General features: G+C 42.4%; 18 protein-coding genes and 1 other annotated feature. Of the genes, 2 read left to right on the forward strand and 16 right to left on the reverse strand.

Annotation, left to right across the window (positions count from 1 at the left end):
- The first annotated feature begins 31 nt into the window (after positions 1-31).
- Positions 32-1,183, forward strand: a complete 1,152-nt coding sequence (locus tag NSS65_RS12830; RefSeq protein WP_269199617.1) for an IscS subfamily cysteine desulfurase — start codon at positions 32-34, stop codon at positions 1,181-1,183.
- Between the two features lie 3 nt (positions 1,184-1,186).
- Complete coding sequence (locus NSS65_RS12835) at positions 1,187-1,729, forward strand: transcription repressor NadR (RefSeq protein WP_024423154.1); 543 nt, start codon at positions 1,187-1,189, stop codon at positions 1,727-1,729.
- A gap of 24 nt (positions 1,730-1,753) precedes the next feature.
- On the opposite strand, the gene pheA is transcribed toward NSS65_RS12835, so the two are convergent.
- The 16 genes from pheA to NSS65_RS12915 form a co-directional block, all read right to left on the reverse strand.
- Positions 1,754-2,632 carry a prephenate dehydratase gene (pheA, locus tag NSS65_RS12840; protein WP_034279853.1) on the reverse strand — a complete coding sequence of 293 codons (879 nt, stop codon included), beginning with the start codon at positions 2,630-2,632 and terminating at the stop codon, positions 1,754-1,756.
- Between the two features lie 18 nt (positions 2,633-2,650).
- A complete protein-coding gene (locus NSS65_RS12845; RefSeq protein ID WP_065214575.1) occupies positions 2,651-3,094 on the reverse strand; it encodes an ACT domain-containing protein in 444 nt (147 codons plus the stop codon).
- A 55-nt stretch (positions 3,095-3,149) separates the two neighbouring features.
- Positions 3,150-4,436: a GTPase ObgE gene (gene obgE, locus NSS65_RS12850; protein WP_024423156.1), complete on the reverse strand. Its 1,287-nt coding sequence runs from the start codon at positions 4,434-4,436 to the stop codon at positions 3,150-3,152.
- Between the two features lie 21 nt (positions 4,437-4,457).
- Positions 4,458-5,051, reverse strand: a complete 594-nt coding sequence (locus NSS65_RS12855; RefSeq protein ID WP_034279849.1) for a sporulation initiation phosphotransferase B — start codon at positions 5,049-5,051, stop codon at positions 4,458-4,460.
- 257 nt (positions 5,052-5,308) lie between these two features.
- Complete coding sequence (rpmA, locus tag NSS65_RS12860) at positions 5,309-5,593, reverse strand: 50S ribosomal protein L27 (protein WP_003216586.1); 285 nt, start codon at positions 5,591-5,593, stop codon at positions 5,309-5,311.
- A gap of 12 nt (positions 5,594-5,605) precedes the next feature.
- Positions 5,606-5,944, reverse strand: a complete 339-nt coding sequence (locus NSS65_RS12865) for a ribosomal-processing cysteine protease Prp (protein ID WP_034279847.1) — start codon at positions 5,942-5,944, stop codon at positions 5,606-5,608.
- Positions 5,945-5,958: 14 nt separating this feature from the next.
- Positions 5,959-6,267 (reverse strand): 50S ribosomal protein L21, encoded by a 309-nt coding sequence (gene rplU, locus NSS65_RS12870; RefSeq protein WP_003216781.1) that lies wholly within the window; start codon positions 6,265-6,267, stop codon positions 5,959-5,961.
- Between the two features lie 12 nt (positions 6,268-6,279).
- Positions 6,280-6,352 (reverse strand) — a sequence feature (ribosomal protein L21 leader region).
- A 66-nt stretch (positions 6,353-6,418) separates the two neighbouring features.
- On the reverse strand, positions 6,419-7,288 hold the full coding sequence (locus NSS65_RS12875) for a M50 family metallopeptidase (RefSeq protein WP_034279844.1): 870 nt from the start codon (positions 7,286-7,288) through the stop codon (positions 6,419-6,421).
- On the reverse strand, positions 7,281-8,072 hold the full coding sequence (locus NSS65_RS12880; RefSeq protein ID WP_034279841.1) for a M23 family metallopeptidase: 792 nt from the start codon (positions 8,070-8,072) through the stop codon (positions 7,281-7,283). Before NSS65_RS12880 ends, NSS65_RS12875 begins: the two co-directional genes overlap by 8 nt.
- A gap of 192 nt (positions 8,073-8,264) precedes the next feature.
- On the reverse strand, positions 8,265-9,068 hold the full coding sequence (gene minD, locus NSS65_RS12885) for a septum site-determining protein MinD (protein WP_017358134.1): 804 nt from the start codon (positions 9,066-9,068) through the stop codon (positions 8,265-8,267).
- A 2-nt stretch (positions 9,069-9,070) separates the two neighbouring features.
- Positions 9,071-9,754 carry a septum site-determining protein MinC gene (minC, locus tag NSS65_RS12890; RefSeq protein WP_046311942.1) on the reverse strand — a complete coding sequence of 228 codons (684 nt, stop codon included), beginning with the start codon at positions 9,752-9,754 and terminating at the stop codon, positions 9,071-9,073.
- Positions 9,755-9,808: 54 nt separating this feature from the next.
- Positions 9,809-10,327: a rod shape-determining protein MreD gene (gene mreD / locus NSS65_RS12895; protein ID WP_061109422.1), complete on the reverse strand. Its 519-nt coding sequence runs from the start codon at positions 10,325-10,327 to the stop codon at positions 9,809-9,811.
- Entirely contained in the window at positions 10,324-11,223 is a 900-nt protein-coding gene (gene mreC, locus NSS65_RS12900; protein WP_048239013.1) for a rod shape-determining protein MreC, read from the reverse strand. Before mreC ends, mreD begins: the two co-directional genes overlap by 4 nt.
- Positions 11,224-11,240: 17 nt before the next feature.
- The gene (locus NSS65_RS12905; RefSeq protein ID WP_326134831.1) at positions 11,241-12,263 is read right to left on the reverse strand and encodes a rod shape-determining protein; all 1,023 of its coding nucleotides are present in this window, start codon (positions 12,261-12,263) and stop codon (positions 11,241-11,243) included.
- Positions 12,264-12,352: 89 nt separating this feature from the next.
- Positions 12,353-13,027 (reverse strand): DNA repair protein RadC, encoded by a 675-nt coding sequence (gene radC, locus NSS65_RS12910; protein ID WP_034280738.1) that lies wholly within the window; start codon positions 13,025-13,027, stop codon positions 12,353-12,355.
- A gap of 47 nt (positions 13,028-13,074) precedes the next feature.
- Entirely contained in the window at positions 13,075-13,644 is a 570-nt protein-coding gene (locus tag NSS65_RS12915; protein ID WP_120208305.1) for a Maf family protein, read from the reverse strand.
- Between the last annotated feature and the right edge of the window lie 131 nt (positions 13,645-13,775).

Consider the following 13,775-nt stretch of genomic DNA (forward strand, 5'->3'; position numbering starts at 1 on the left):
ATAAATACAAGAAAAAATTTTCACACGGGAGATGGATGGGTTGGTTTATTTAGATTACGCAGCTTCTACACCTGTTTCAGAGGAAGCGCTGCATGTTTTTCAGCAGCTGAGTAAAAATTTCTACGGAAATGCAAGCAGTCTTCATGATGCCGGGGGAAAAGCAAATGACATATTGACTTACAGCAGACAATCACTCGCTGACATGATCGAGGGTGAACCAGATGGGGTCTACTTTACAAGCGGTGGAACTGAATCCAATCTCCTTGCGATTCAATCGATCATCAATGGACTGCCAGCACATCAACAGCATGTCATCACAACTTCAGTTGAGCATCCTTCTGTTCATCATGCAGTTAGCAGCTTAGAGCGTCTTGGCGTAAAAGTCACGATCATTGAACCGAATCAGGATGGAATCATAACAAAGGACATTCTCAAAAAAGCATTATTGTCTGAAACAGGACTAGTATCTATTCAGCATGCTAATTCAGAAACAGGAATTATCCAGCCGCTTGCTGAATTAGCCCCTCTTTTAAAAGAAAGGAACATTCTTTTTCATACAGATGCTGTGCAAACATTTGGAAAGATTCGTGTGTCCATCAAAGAACTGGGAGTCGATGCCGTGTCCATCTCAAGTCATAAAGTGTATGCTCCTAAAGGCGCTGGTGCCGTTTATATGGGCGCACATGTTCCTTGGAAACCTTTATATACAGGTGCAGTTCAGGAAAATGGCTTACGTCCAGGGACAGTGAACGTTCCATGTATCGGTGCTTTTGCGGCCGCGAGCGAACAAACGATGCTTAGGCTGGATGAACAGCATAAATTAGATAAGCAGCTGCGTGATTATTTTCTTCAGCAGTTAAAAATAAGACAGCTGCCAGTTCGTACACTTCAGGACAATGACAATCGCCGCACGCTGCCTCATATTATTGGTTGTTTTTTTGAAGGGTTTGAAGGACAATATGTAATGTTAGCATGTAACCGGCATGGGATTTGTCTTTCAACTGGAAGCGCATGTGCTTCTGGTTATCACCATCCTTCCCCTGCTGTGAAGGCATTGCGTGTATCAGATCGTGATGCCCTTCAATTTATTCGACTATCATTTGGATGGCAGTCATCAAAAGAGGACATCGATCAGCTTTTGCATACATTTGAGCATTTGCAAAAGGAGAAGAAGGGAGCTTAGGACGTGGAGCAAGAGAGGAAACTCATTGGCGAAGAAAGAAGAAACGCCATTTTAGAGTGGCTGAAAGAAACAGACACACCGCTTACTGGAAGCTTTTTAGCTAAAAAGGCGGCTGTCTCTCGGCAAGTCATTGTACAAGATATTTCATTATTAAAAGCAAAAAACGAACCCATTATTGCCACAAGCCAAGGCTATGTGTATATGGCAGCGCAGCATGCGCCAGAAAGAGAAATTGAACAAATCATCGCCTGCAAGCATGATCCTGCTCGTACAGAAGAGGAACTGACCTTGATTGTAGACTTTGGTGTGACGGTGAAAGATGTGATCATTGAGCACCCTGTTTATGGTGAACTGACGGCCTCTATTCGCGTCAGTACACGGAAACAAGTCGCTGATTTTGTGCATCATATTTCTAACACCGGCGCTTCCTACTTGTCAGAACTAACAGACGGCGTGCACCTGCATACTCTCACTTCTTACAGCCAAAAGCAGCTTGACCAAGCCATTCAAGCGCTGGATGATGCTGGGTTTTTAATAAAAGACTAAAAAAATAGTGTCCTGCACGGGACACTATTTTTCATTCGTTAATTCATATGTTTGATAGCTGCCGAGCAGCTTAACCTCACAGCCAATCGCCTCTAATTCTTGAATCGCACCAGGAACGAGGACATCATCCATTTCTTTTTCAATATCAATAATAAATAAATAATGTCCAAGACCTGTTTTTGTCGGACGAGATTCAATTTTTGACAAGTTGAGATTCCGCCAAGAAAAAGCAGACAGCACGCGGTGCAATGCGCCTGATTGGTCATCCTTAGGCAGACTGACCACAATGGTCGTTTTTGGCTTTGATGAGAAACCAGAATTCATTGGGAACGATGCGTTAGGATCTTTATGTAAAATCACAAAGCGTGTATGGTTGTGCGGATAATCATGAATGTCTTTTTTTGCAATCGTCAAACCATACGTTTGTGCGGCAATTTCATTAGCAATAGCCCCGACAGCTTCATCTGGATGCTCACTGATGTATTTTGCTGCATAGCCTGTTGATTCCACTGGCCGATGAGGAATATGAGGGTACTGCTTTTTCAGAAATTGATGACACTGGGCAATCGCGTGAGGATGTGATTGAATGACATCTAACGTCTCCCAGCTCTCGGCTCTTGATGGGTGGACAAGCAAATGCTGCCGAATTGGTGCTGTCATTTCCCCTACAATGGACAGCGCTTCTTCATGAATTAAATAATCAATCGTTAAGTTCACAGAGCCTTCGAGTGCATTTTCAAGTGGAACGACCGCCAAGTCGACTTCGCCCTTTGACACAGCATCCATACATTGCGGAATCGTTGCATAGGCACGCTGCACCGCATCTTTTGGAAAACAAGAGCATACGGCCAAATGAGTAAATGTTGCCTCTGGTCCAAAATAACCTACAGTTAATTGCTTCATCTGCTATGATCTCTCCTTTTACGCCCCGGAACCTAAAATTTCGACTTTTTCGACAAATTCAAGCTTTCTTAATTGATTCATGACGGTGTTGATATCATCTTCCATACCAGCTGTACTAATTGATAAGGTGACATTCGCTCTTCCTTGCAGCGGAATCGTTTGGTGAATGGATAACACATTACAGCCAGAGTCAGCCACAATTTGAAGCAGTCTTGATAAAGCCCCAGACCGGTCCTCAAGGTGGAAAAACAATGTGATGATCTGCTCTTTCACCATTGTATAAAATGGAAAAACAGCATCTCGGTATTTATAAAAAGCACTGCGGCTTAAATCCGCTTTTTGAACAGCATCGGCAACTGAATCCGCTTTTTTGCGATCGAGAAGCTTTTTGACTTCAAGCGTTTTTCGCATCGCATCTGGAAGTACATCCTCTCTTACTAAATAGAACGTTTCTTCTTTCACCTGTTTTCTCCCCTTTTAAAAACGGGAGAGCCCATGGTCTGGACCCTCCTTTTGATCAATCAATAAATTCGAATTCAAATTCAAGCAGACGAATGATGTCGCCATCTTTTGCTCCGCGCTCACGCAAGGCATCATCGACACCCATTCCGCGCAGCTGTCTAGAGAATCGTTTAACAGATTCATCTCTTGAGAAGTCTGTCATCTTAAAGAGCCGCTCAAGTGCTTTACCCGTTAAGACAAATGTGCCATCAGGATCTCTAGAGATCTCAAATGGTGCATCGCCTTCATCAAACCTGTACATCACGCGGTTATCCGACAGCTCCTCTTCATTATAGAGCGGGAATTCCGGTGTTGTTTCAAGCTGATTGGCGATTTCAAATAAGAGCTCACGAAGCCCTTCTCTTGTGATCGCACTAATCGGGAACACTTTATAGTCATCCGTTAATTTTTCCTTAAATGCCTCTAGATTGTCAGCTGCATCTGGCATGTCCATTTTGTTCGCAACAATGATTTGCGGACGCTCTGTCAATCTCATATTGTACTGCTCAAGCTCTTCATTAATCGTCACGTAGTCTTCGTATGGGTCACGTCCTTCAAGTCCAGACATATCAATGACATGGACAATGACACGTGTACGCTCAATATGACGTAAAAATTGATGACCTAAGCCAACGCCTTCGTGCGCTCCTTCGATCAGTCCTGGCAGATCCGCCATAACAAAGCTTCGGTTATCGTCTGTTTCAACAACCCCGAGGTTCGGTACAAGCGTTGTAAAATGGTAATCCGCAATTTTTGGTTTCGCAGAAGAGACAATCGAAAGCAGCGTTGACTTCCCGACACTTGGGAAACCAACAAGTCCAACATCTGCAAGTACTTTTAATTCTAAAATGACGTCACGTTCTTTACCTGGCTCACCGTTTTCAGACAGCTGTGGTGCAGGGTTTGCTGGTGTTGCGAAGCGTGAATTCCCACGTCCGCCACGTCCGCCTTTGGCAATTACAGCCCGCTGCCCATGCTCTGTCAAGTCAGCTAGTACTTGTTCCGTCTCTGCATCTGTCACAACCGTACCCGGCGGAACTTTGACAATCATTTCTTCCGCATTTCGGCCATGCTGGTTTTTACTCATTCCGTGCTCGCCGCGGTCAGCCTTGAAATGGCGCTTATAACGAAAGTCCATTAACGTTCTGAGTCCTTCGTCTACTTCAAATACAACATCTGCACCATTTCCGCCGTCGCCGCCTGCTGGGCCGCCCTTTGGTACATATTTTTCACGACGGAACGCCACCATACCGTTTCCGCCGTCACCGCCTTTAACATACACTTTAACCTGATCTACAAACATAACTTCCTCCGTTTCTCTGCATCACATATCTCGTTCTTGCCTCAAACAAAGCTCAATCATGGACTCATGAGGCGTCACATGAAATTGCGTTATACTCATACATGGATAGTTTGCGTCATGAAACGCATTTAACGCATCCAAACTTGTTAATTTTCCTTTGAAATCAAAATATAAGATCACATCATTTTCTTCATGATCTGTTTGGAACGTGACCGTTAAATGATTTTCAGTTTTTTGGCAAACTGATTGATCGAATATCGAAAACAACTCCTGTGATACCGTTAGCAGCTGCGATTCATATGCTGATAAGTCTCGGGTTTCACCAAGCACTTCATATTCTAAGGTGATAAAATGCGACTCCCAATTAAATGTTAGAAAGTAATAGGCCAATTGGGGAATTTTTAAATTTGAGAGTTTGGATTCATGCTGTGCTTCAATGACCATTTCTTCTATAATTTCAAACACGCGGTCATATTTTTCTAATGTCAAGTTGCCTTTGATCAGCTGTAATTTATTCATCCAGTCGTGTCTTGAACGACTGAGCAGATCAATCAATTCATTTGTTAATGCAACGTGAGTTAATTTTTCATTTTCTTTACTTGGTATCTCTTCCATTATCGCACTCCCAATCGTTTGGTCTCTCTTTTAGGAGTCTTATCATCAATATGTCTCCCTGAATTATAACAGAGAAGACAGCATAGAAAAACACTAGTTATGTGAGGAAAGGTTGTTTTTTCTGATCGTATAGGAGAAAATGAGGCAAAGTCAGCAAACGTTCTTTGATATTTATGGAGTGCATCTTCTTTTATCATCTTCGGTACTGCTTGTAAAAAGTGAAAAAAACTCCAGTCAATGACCGGAGTTTTTAGCAATTATTGTGCCGCAGGATATACGCTCACTTTTTTACGGTCACGACCGAAACGTTCGAATTTAACTGTTCCGTCGATTTTAGCGAAAAGAGTGTCGTCGCCTCCGCGTCCAACGTTTTCACCTGGATAGATTTTCGTTCCACGTTGACGATAAAGGATAGAACCACCAGTTACGAATTGACCATCAGCACGTTTAGCGCCTAAACGTTTAGACTCAGAGTCACGTCCGTTCTTTGTAGAACCTACCCCTTTTTTAGATGCGAAAAATTGAAGATCTAATCTAAGCATGAAGTTCACCTCCTATTTTTTTGTTGATATTCTCACATAATCGTGATAATCTCGTTCAATTGTCTCTAAGGAAACGACCATGCCTTCTAAAAGCAGCTGGGCTTTTTCAAAGGATACTGGATCTGTATCAGCTGGCAGTTCAAAAGAGAAATAGCCGCCTTCTTCACCAATATCAAGCAGTGGGTCCAATCCTGTCAGTGCAATAATTGAATTGACTGAGCCGAAAACAACAGCAGATACACCTGCACAAACGAGATCCTGACCTTTTTCAGCAAACTCGGCATGTCCAGTCATCTGAAAAGACGTAATGCTTTCATCTGCTGAAGACCGAGTAATGGTTGCTTTGATCATATCACTCACACGCCTTAAGCGTTGATTTTTTCGATAACAACTTTAGTGTAAGGTTGACGATGACCTTGTTTCTTGTGGTTGTTTTTCTTCGGTTTGTACTTGAACACAGTAATTTTCTTACCGCGACCTTGTTTTTCAACTTTAGCCGTTACTGTTGCTCCAGCAACTGAAGGGTTACCCACTTTGACAGTGTCTCCGCCGACAAACAATACGTTTTCGAAAGTTACTGTTTCACCTGCTTCAGCAGCTAGTTTTTCAACATAAACAGTTTGACCTTCTTCAACTTTTACTTGTTTACCACCAGTTTCGATAATTGCGTACATCTCTGCACCTCCTAATAAACTCAGACTCGCCGAATACAGGGGGCCATAGGCACTTTACACCTGCTCCGCGCGGTTGTAGCACGGGTGCTACATATCCATAACATTAAAAAATATATCAAACTAGACGCAGAATGTCAATGTATTTTCACCATTAGTACGGTAAAAGAAGCTCTTCCATTGAGGAGGTGGTTCTGCGGTCTGAAAAATACGCATGGAGCAGTTCATTTTCATCAAGCTGGCTCATCTTCACGCCATCTCTTTCAATAATAATCGGATGTTTGCAGCCCCTTTGAAATCGTGCCATCACTTCGTATACTTTTTCCTCTGCACTTGCTCTCAGCGGAATCAGTTTTTCTACCTTTTGCTCTTTTTTACCGTAATACCGTTCTAGTAAAAAGCGAACCCTGACGTAATGCCGCTGCCTGTGCTCCATCACGAGTGAATAAGCTAAAAAAGTGAGCAGCACCCAGCCATTGAATTGCAGCGGTGCAAACAAAAGTAACCCTCCTGTCAATAGACCGAAAAAGACAAGTGAGCCTTTTATTGCTAGGGCATGTGCACGTTGGAAAGGGTAAAAAACGGATAAGAGCAAAAAGAATAATTTTCCGCCATCAAGCGGCCAAACGGGCAAAAGATTCACAAGAAAAATCGCCATATTATAAAAGGTAAACATCGTAAAGACGTCATGCGAAATAAGAGAAGCCTCCATGAAAAGCCATGCCATGAGCTGGAGCGGTACATGCTGAAGCGGCCCGCACAAAATGACCGCCAGCTCTTCTTTTAACGGACGGTTCCCATGTTCCTCTACTTCCACCGTTCCGCCAAATGGCAGTAAAAAAATCCGCCGAATGCGCCAATGATAATAGCAGGCAGCCGCTGCATGTCCAAGTTCATGGACACAGACGATGATAAGCAGACAAAGCAGCGGCTTAATTTGGCCTGACAGAACCGCAAACGCCATCACAATCCACAGCAGCGGATGGATATGAATTTTCGTCAGCATGAGCAGCCATCTATTCAAAGGTCATCACCTGAATAGGATCGATAAATTGTTCATTTTGCTTAATGGCAAAATAATACGTGCCCTTCCCTTGATCATCAAGCGAAATCTGGCCAATTTTTTCACCCTTATCGACAAAATCGTATAAGGCCACATCCGCTTTCTTTAATTGACCGTACCAGCTATAGCTGTTATCTGCATGCTGCACCACCACGGTAAGCCCTGTATCGCTTTTCTTTTTCACCTCAACCACATAGCCTTCCTTCATACTATCTATGGCTTCAGCGGATGTCTCCACTTTGACACCTGCTCCATTTTGCGTAAAGGATTCCTGCACTTTACCAGAGGCAGGAACAGCCAGTTCTTGATTCGCTTGTACGTCCTTTTGGCCATCTTTTTTCTCTGTTAAAAAGGCCAGCGGATGTCCAACTGTTTTTTCAAACCAGCGGTTAACAGCAGCAAATTGAAAATCTTGCTCAAAGGTCTGAGTAATCATCGGCTTCAGCTGCTGAAACGGACCTGTCTGACCTTTAAATGAAATGGCTGCAATCAACACAAGGGACGCTGATAATAAACATTTAAGCACAAAGGTATTCGGGTTAAATAAGGGATGACGATATTTCTTTGGCTGATGGGACGCCGGTTCATAGGAGGTCGAGCCAGAATGCTTTTCTTCCTCTGTCAGCATAACCCATGGCGGGATATCTTCTTTTTTCTTGAAAGCCGTCTTCTTAGGGAGAGCAGCTGGCTGCATCGTTTTGCGGCGCTGCGCGATTTTCTTTCGGTACTCGTCCACTCTTTTCATGAGATCACCCTTTACATACAAACAGTTTGTACATTTTATGTGACAACCCCATCTGATATGCAACAAAAAGACCGATTCACATCGAATCGGTCTCAGCGTGCAGAGAAACCCTCGCATTCAGTGTCGGTCTGCGCTCCGGTGCTCACGAATGTCAAATTCGCTTCGCAAAGGTTTTCTATCACGGTTCAGTGATTATGCTCTTACACCAAAAAATGCTTTCAGCTTTGCAAACATTCCCTTGTTTTCTTCTTCAAAAGATTGAAGCGGTACTGATTCGCCTAGTACGCGGCGGGCAATATTGCGATAGGCAATCGATACTTTGTTTTTAGCATCCATGACAATCGGTTCACCATTGTTTGAAGCCTTAATCACATCATCATCATCTGCTACGATGCCAAGTAGATCAATCGATAAGTGATGTACCACTTCATCTACATCCATTGAATCGCCATTTTTCGCCATGTGTGTACGAATACGGTTGACAATCAAACGAGGCGGTTCGATATCTTCTTGTTCTAACAAACCGATGATTCGGTCCGCATCTCTCACAGCTGAGATTTCAGGCGTCGTCACGACAATAGCCTTGTCTGCACCGGATACAGCATTTTTAAAGCCTTGCTCAATTCCAGCAGGGCAGTCAATGACAACATAATCAAAGTCTTGTTTCAATGATTGAATTAATTCTTTGATCTGTTCCGGCTCTACAGCCGTTTTATCGCTTGTTTGAGCAGCAGGTAAAAGATACAAAAGATCCTCGAAACGCTTATCTTTTACAAGCGCTTGGTGAATTTTGCATCTTCCTTCTACTACATCGACTAGATCATAAATAATGCGGTTTTCTAGCCCCATCACGACATCCAGATTCCGAAGGCCGATATCGGTATCAACTAGACACACTTTTTTCCCTTGAATTGCTAGTGCTGTGCCTAAGTTTGCAGATGTTGTTGTTTTGCCAACGCCGCCTTTTCCTGAGGTAATCACAATAGCCTCGCCCAATTTCACATTCCTCCCTCAAGCCTTGTCAGATTAGGTCTTATATGAGCCAATTGCTGCAGGCGTTCAATGATCATATTGCCATCTATATCTAAATAAGCACATTCCATTTCATTTCCATCTTCTTTTTGATCTGGTGCACGGTTAATAACTTGTGCGATGCGAAGCTGTGTTGGAATCATATGTGATGCCGCAATAACAGCCTGTTTGTTGCCATTACATCCAGCATGCGCCACACCTTTTAATGCGCCAAGCACAAAAATATTTCCCCCTGCGCGAATCGTTCCGCCAGGATTGACATCTCCTATTAATAAAAGATCTCCTTCGACATACAGCACCTGTCCAGAGCGTACAATTTTTGCTACAGAAGTAATTTCAGCCTCTGCTTTTAATCGTCTCGCCTCTTCAGTTGACATGACGTCACTTTCAATGGAGTGGATAACGAGATGTTCATTTTCAGACACCGCTTCGGTCAAACGTGTCTCCTGATCCTCTGTTAAATAACGAAAACCAAGCTTAATATGCACATTGACCTTATGTCCTTCTCTTCCATCTGTATATTGCTCAAGTAATAGAACCTCTCGCAAGCCAGAAAGAAGGTCATCAAACGAACAGTCATCATTTAACTGTAATGTTAATCCGTTTTTTGTACCTTTTATCGTCACATATTGCTGTTTTTGAGTTTTCAAGATGCTCACCTCAACAACATACTCATTTCGCCGTAATTGGACAAACTCCTGCTTTTATTCGTCGATCAGTTCTTGTTTCACATGGGTGAAAAAGAGCCTTAGCGGCACAACAAGTATGAGAGACGCAGCAGTATTTAAAAGAATCGTTGGAATAAAACGTTCAATGACATACGTATTAAACGGCATAATCCCTGGTTGAATTGTTGCTTGAACGCCGTATACATAAAACTCCATCACGGAAACAGCAATAATCGACAGAAAGACGACAACTAACATATTCGTTTGCAGAACTTTAAAGGCTTTTGCTAACAAATAGCAAAGCGCCCCAAAGCCAAACATATGAACACCAAGTATACCTGTATATGAAATATCATATAAAAGTCCAAAGATAAATCCGTAAATCACACCATATTTTTGATTCACAAAAGCAGTCATAAATACAAGTGCGAGTAAAATGAAATGAGGAGCTAAAATTTGATTCTCTGAAACAAATGGGAGCTTCACTAAATCAACAAAAATGCTGTCAAATACGAAGATAAACAACATGACGAAAGCAAGAAGGACACGTTTCACGAGCCTTCCTCCTTCGTCAATTCAGATGCATCTGCAGTACTTGTGCTGCGATTCACCACAATCACGCGGTCTAAATTGTTGAGTTCAGCCGCTGGTTCTACGTAAATGATCTTTGTCAGGCCGTAATGGTCTGGCTCAATTTCACTCACCTTACCAATCGTTAAGCCTTGCGGGAATACGCCCCCTGCTCCAGATGTTTCAACAAGATCTCCTTTTTTGACATCCCCATCTGCATCGGATTTCAGAATATTCATAGTCAGCATTTTTTTCTTGCTGTCATAACCGTTAATGATTCCATTGAGTTCTTCTTTGCCCTTTTTCGCAAAAATTTTCGTTGAAATTCTATTATTTTGGTCAGTAGAGCTTAGCAACCTTACAGTCGAAGTAAAATTGTTGAGCTTATCACTTTCAATTTTCCCAATTAACGCACCACTCTCATTTGTGACCGCCATATCTTTGTCCACGCCTTGTTTTTTCCCTTTATCAATCATCACAAAGCTATCCCAAAGAGATGGGTTTCTTGCGATAACAGTTGAGAGAATTGGCGTGTAGTCACGAATAGAGTTCACATAGCCAAGCTGTTTGCGAAGCTTTTTGTTCTCATCTTCTAGTTCTTGAAGTTTCGCCTCATATTGGGTTTGTCCATCAAGTTTTTTTCGAAGACGCTCGTTTTCATCATATGTGTTCTTTAAATCTTGTACGTTCCCATAAATACCGGCAATAAATTGTGATGGTTTATGAAAGACACCTTGAAAAAAGCCTGTCGTATCCCCCACTAATTTTTCCGGCCATGAAGCACCTCTGCCGCTTTTCACTGAAAAACCAATCATGGCCACCAGTACGATGACACAGACAAGGAGCAACATTAATCTTTTATTCATAAAAAACTGCGGCATGTCTTACACCTCTTTAATTACGACCGATTATCTTTTGATTTTCCTTTGAACAAATGAATATGTTCTAGTGCTTTCCCTGTTCCGATTGCCACACAGTCAAGCGGGTCTTCTGCAATAATGACTGGCATTTTCGTTTCATCACTAATGACTTTGTCAAGATTACGAAGCAATGCACCGCCTCCTGTTAAAACAATTCCGCGGTCCATAATATCTGCTGCCAGCTCAGGCGGGGTTTTTTCAAGAGTCATTTTCACTGCATCGACAATTGTTTCCACCGTATCGCGAAGCGCTTTTGCAATCTCTTCTGCCGTAATAGAGATTGTTTTTGGCAGACCTGTTAAAAGGTCACGGCCGCGAATGTCCATCTCATCATGTACATCAGGCTGCGCAGAACCGATTTCCATTTTAATCGCTTCTGACGTACGATCACCGATCATTAGGTTATACGTTTTACGGATGTAGCTGCTGATCGCATCATCCATTTCATCTCCTGCCACGCGGATTGATTGTGATGTCACAATGCCGCCAAGAGAAATAATCGCTACCTCTGTTGTACCGCCGCCAATGTCCACAACCATACTTCCTGTTGGCTCCCATACAGGCAGGTTAGCACCAATTGCCGCAGCAAATGGCTCTTCAATCGGGTATGCGTCACGTGCACCAGCTTGTCTTGTTGCATCAATGACTGCACGCTCTTCTACAGCTGTAATACCAGATGGTACACATACCATGACGTAAGGTTTACGAGCAAAAAGCCCTTTGCCTTTTAATGCTTGATTAATGTAATATTTCATCATTGTTGCTGTCGTCTCGTAATCTGCAATGACTCCGTCTTTCATTGGGCGTAATGCCACAACATTACCAGGTGTACGGCCAATCATGTTTCTAGCATCATTTCCGACTGCCACTATAGACTTCGTATCAGTTTCCAAGGCTACGACCGAAGGTTCTCTCACAACAATGCCTTTTCCTTTAATAAAAACAAGCGTGTTCGCTGTTCCAAGATCTATTCCAAGGTCTTTTGTACCAATTCCAAACATATGTATGTATCTTCCTTTCTTAAACCAAAATTCCCTTAGGGAAAAACTCATAAACTCTATTATATCGTAAAACATTGAAAAAAAAAGTGTTACAAATACCCTTTTTCCTTCAAACTCACAAATTTTTGATCACCTATGACAAGATGATCAAGCAGCTGTATTCCAATCAGCTTTCCACATTCAAAAAGTCGCTGTGTGACTTCAATATCTTCCCTGCTCGGCGTCGGGTCTCCAGATGGATGGTTGTGCACACATATAAATGAAGCAGCCGAACGTTTAAACGCCTCTTTGAAAATTTCACGCGGGTGAACGATGGATGAGTTCAAACTTCCAATAAACACAGTATGTTTATGAAGAACTTGATTTTTTGAATTGAGATAAAGACAAACGAAATTCTCCTGTTGTAAAAACCTCATATCTTCCATCACATATTTTGCCCCATCCTCTGGTGTGCGGATCACATAGCGGTTGTCCGTCGTTTGATGGTGTAATCTAGTGCCGAGTTCTAAAGCAGCTAATAGAGAGACCGCCTTCGCCTTTCCAACTCCTCGAATCTTCGACATTTCTTCAATTGAGGCTTCTCTTACAGAGCGAAGACCGCCAAATGTTTGCAGAAGTCTTGCAGAAATTTGGAGAACTGATTCCTTTTTTGTGCCTGTCCTTAAAAGAATCGCAACAAGTTCATGGTTTGACAGACTGCCGGGACCATATTTCATAAATCGTTCTCTCGGCTTTTCATCTTGAGGAAAATGCTTTAGCAACATAGGGAAATCGTTCATGATGCCCACTCCTTTTAGATTCCTTCCTGTCATCAAAAAGGGGTGATTCCAAATGTTTCGAGCACTCTAACTGTTTTGGCAATAGGGAGACCGACAACGGAAAAATAATCACCATCTATTTTTTGAACAAACAGTGCGCCTTTTCCTTGAATGCCATAGCTTCCCGCTTTATCAAGCGGTTCTCCCGTTTCGATATAACGGTCTATTTCATTTTGCGCAAGTGTCCAAAACGTCACTTCTGTTTGTTCATAAAATGTTTCTTTTCTATTCTCTGACTGAATCGTGACACCCGTCAAGACTTGATGTGTCTTTCCTGACAATAATTGAAGCATTGAGGCCGCTTCTTCCTTGTCTTTTGGTTTCCCAAGACATTTGCCGTCAATTGCAACAATCGTATCTGCACCAATAATCACAGCTTCGGGATATAATCTTTGAATATTACTTGCTTTTTGTTCTGCCAACCATTGGACGTTCTCTGCAGGAGAAAGGTTTCGATTTATTTCTTCTTTTAATTGACTTGCTTGAATGTCATAAGAAAACCCTGCTAGATCAAGCAATTCTTTTCTTCTAGGGGATTGAGATGCGAGAATCAATTGGTTCATGTTTGTTCATCCTTTCAGGGTTTAGCCTAAGAAGTAAGATACCCATTCATCCTATCAAATGTACATCTTACCGACAATTTACGAAAATTCATTTTTCATGTTCCTTCATCATTATGTTGGATGCAAAAGAA

The sequence above is a fragment of the Bacillus sp. FSL K6-1006 genome (assembly GCF_038593175.1).
GTDB classification, from domain to species: Bacteria; Bacillota; Bacilli; order Bacillales; family Bacillaceae; genus Bacillus; species Bacillus safensis.

Bases quoted from the DNA above. Each gene is read 5' to 3' on its own strand.
- pheA (WP_034279853.1), bottom strand. From the start codon at position 2,632: ATGAAGCAATTAACTGTAGGTTATTTTGGACCAGAGGCAACATTTACT.
- rplU (WP_003216781.1), bottom strand. From the start codon at position 6,267: ATGTACGCAATTATCGAAACTGGTGGTAAACAAGTAAAAGTTGAAGAA.
- NSS65_RS12865 (WP_034279847.1), bottom strand. From the start codon at position 5,944: ATGATCAAAGCAACCATTACTCGGTCTTCAGCAGATGAAAGCATTACG.
- radC (WP_034280738.1), bottom strand. From the start codon at position 13,027: ATGTTGCTAAAGCATTTTCCTCAAGATGAAAAGCCGAGAGAACGATTT.
- rpmA (WP_003216586.1), bottom strand. From the start codon at position 5,593: ATGCTTAGATTAGATCTTCAATTTTTCGCATCTAAAAAAGGGGTAGGT.
- NSS65_RS12855 (WP_034279849.1), bottom strand. From the start codon at position 5,051: ATGGAAGAGATACCAAGTAAAGAAAATGAAAAATTAACTCACGTTGCA.
- mreC (WP_048239013.1), bottom strand. From the start codon at position 11,223: ATGCCGCAGTTTTTTATGAATAAAAGATTAATGTTGCTCCTTGTCTGT.
- NSS65_RS12880 (WP_034279841.1), bottom strand. From the start codon at position 8,072: ATGAAAAGAGTGGACGAGTACCGAAAGAAAATCGCGCAGCGCCGCAAA.
- NSS65_RS12905 (WP_326134831.1), bottom strand. From the start codon at position 12,263: ATGTTTGGAATTGGTACAAAAGACCTTGGAATAGATCTTGGAACAGCG.
- NSS65_RS12915 (WP_120208305.1), bottom strand. From the start codon at position 13,644: ATGAACCAATTGATTCTCGCATCTCAATCCCCTAGAAGAAAAGAATTG.
- obgE (WP_024423156.1), bottom strand. From the start codon at position 4,436: ATGTTTGTAGATCAGGTTAAAGTGTATGTTAAAGGCGGTGACGGCGGA.
- NSS65_RS12830 (WP_269199617.1), top strand. From the start codon at position 32: ATGGATGGGTTGGTTTATTTAGATTACGCAGCTTCTACACCTGTTTCA.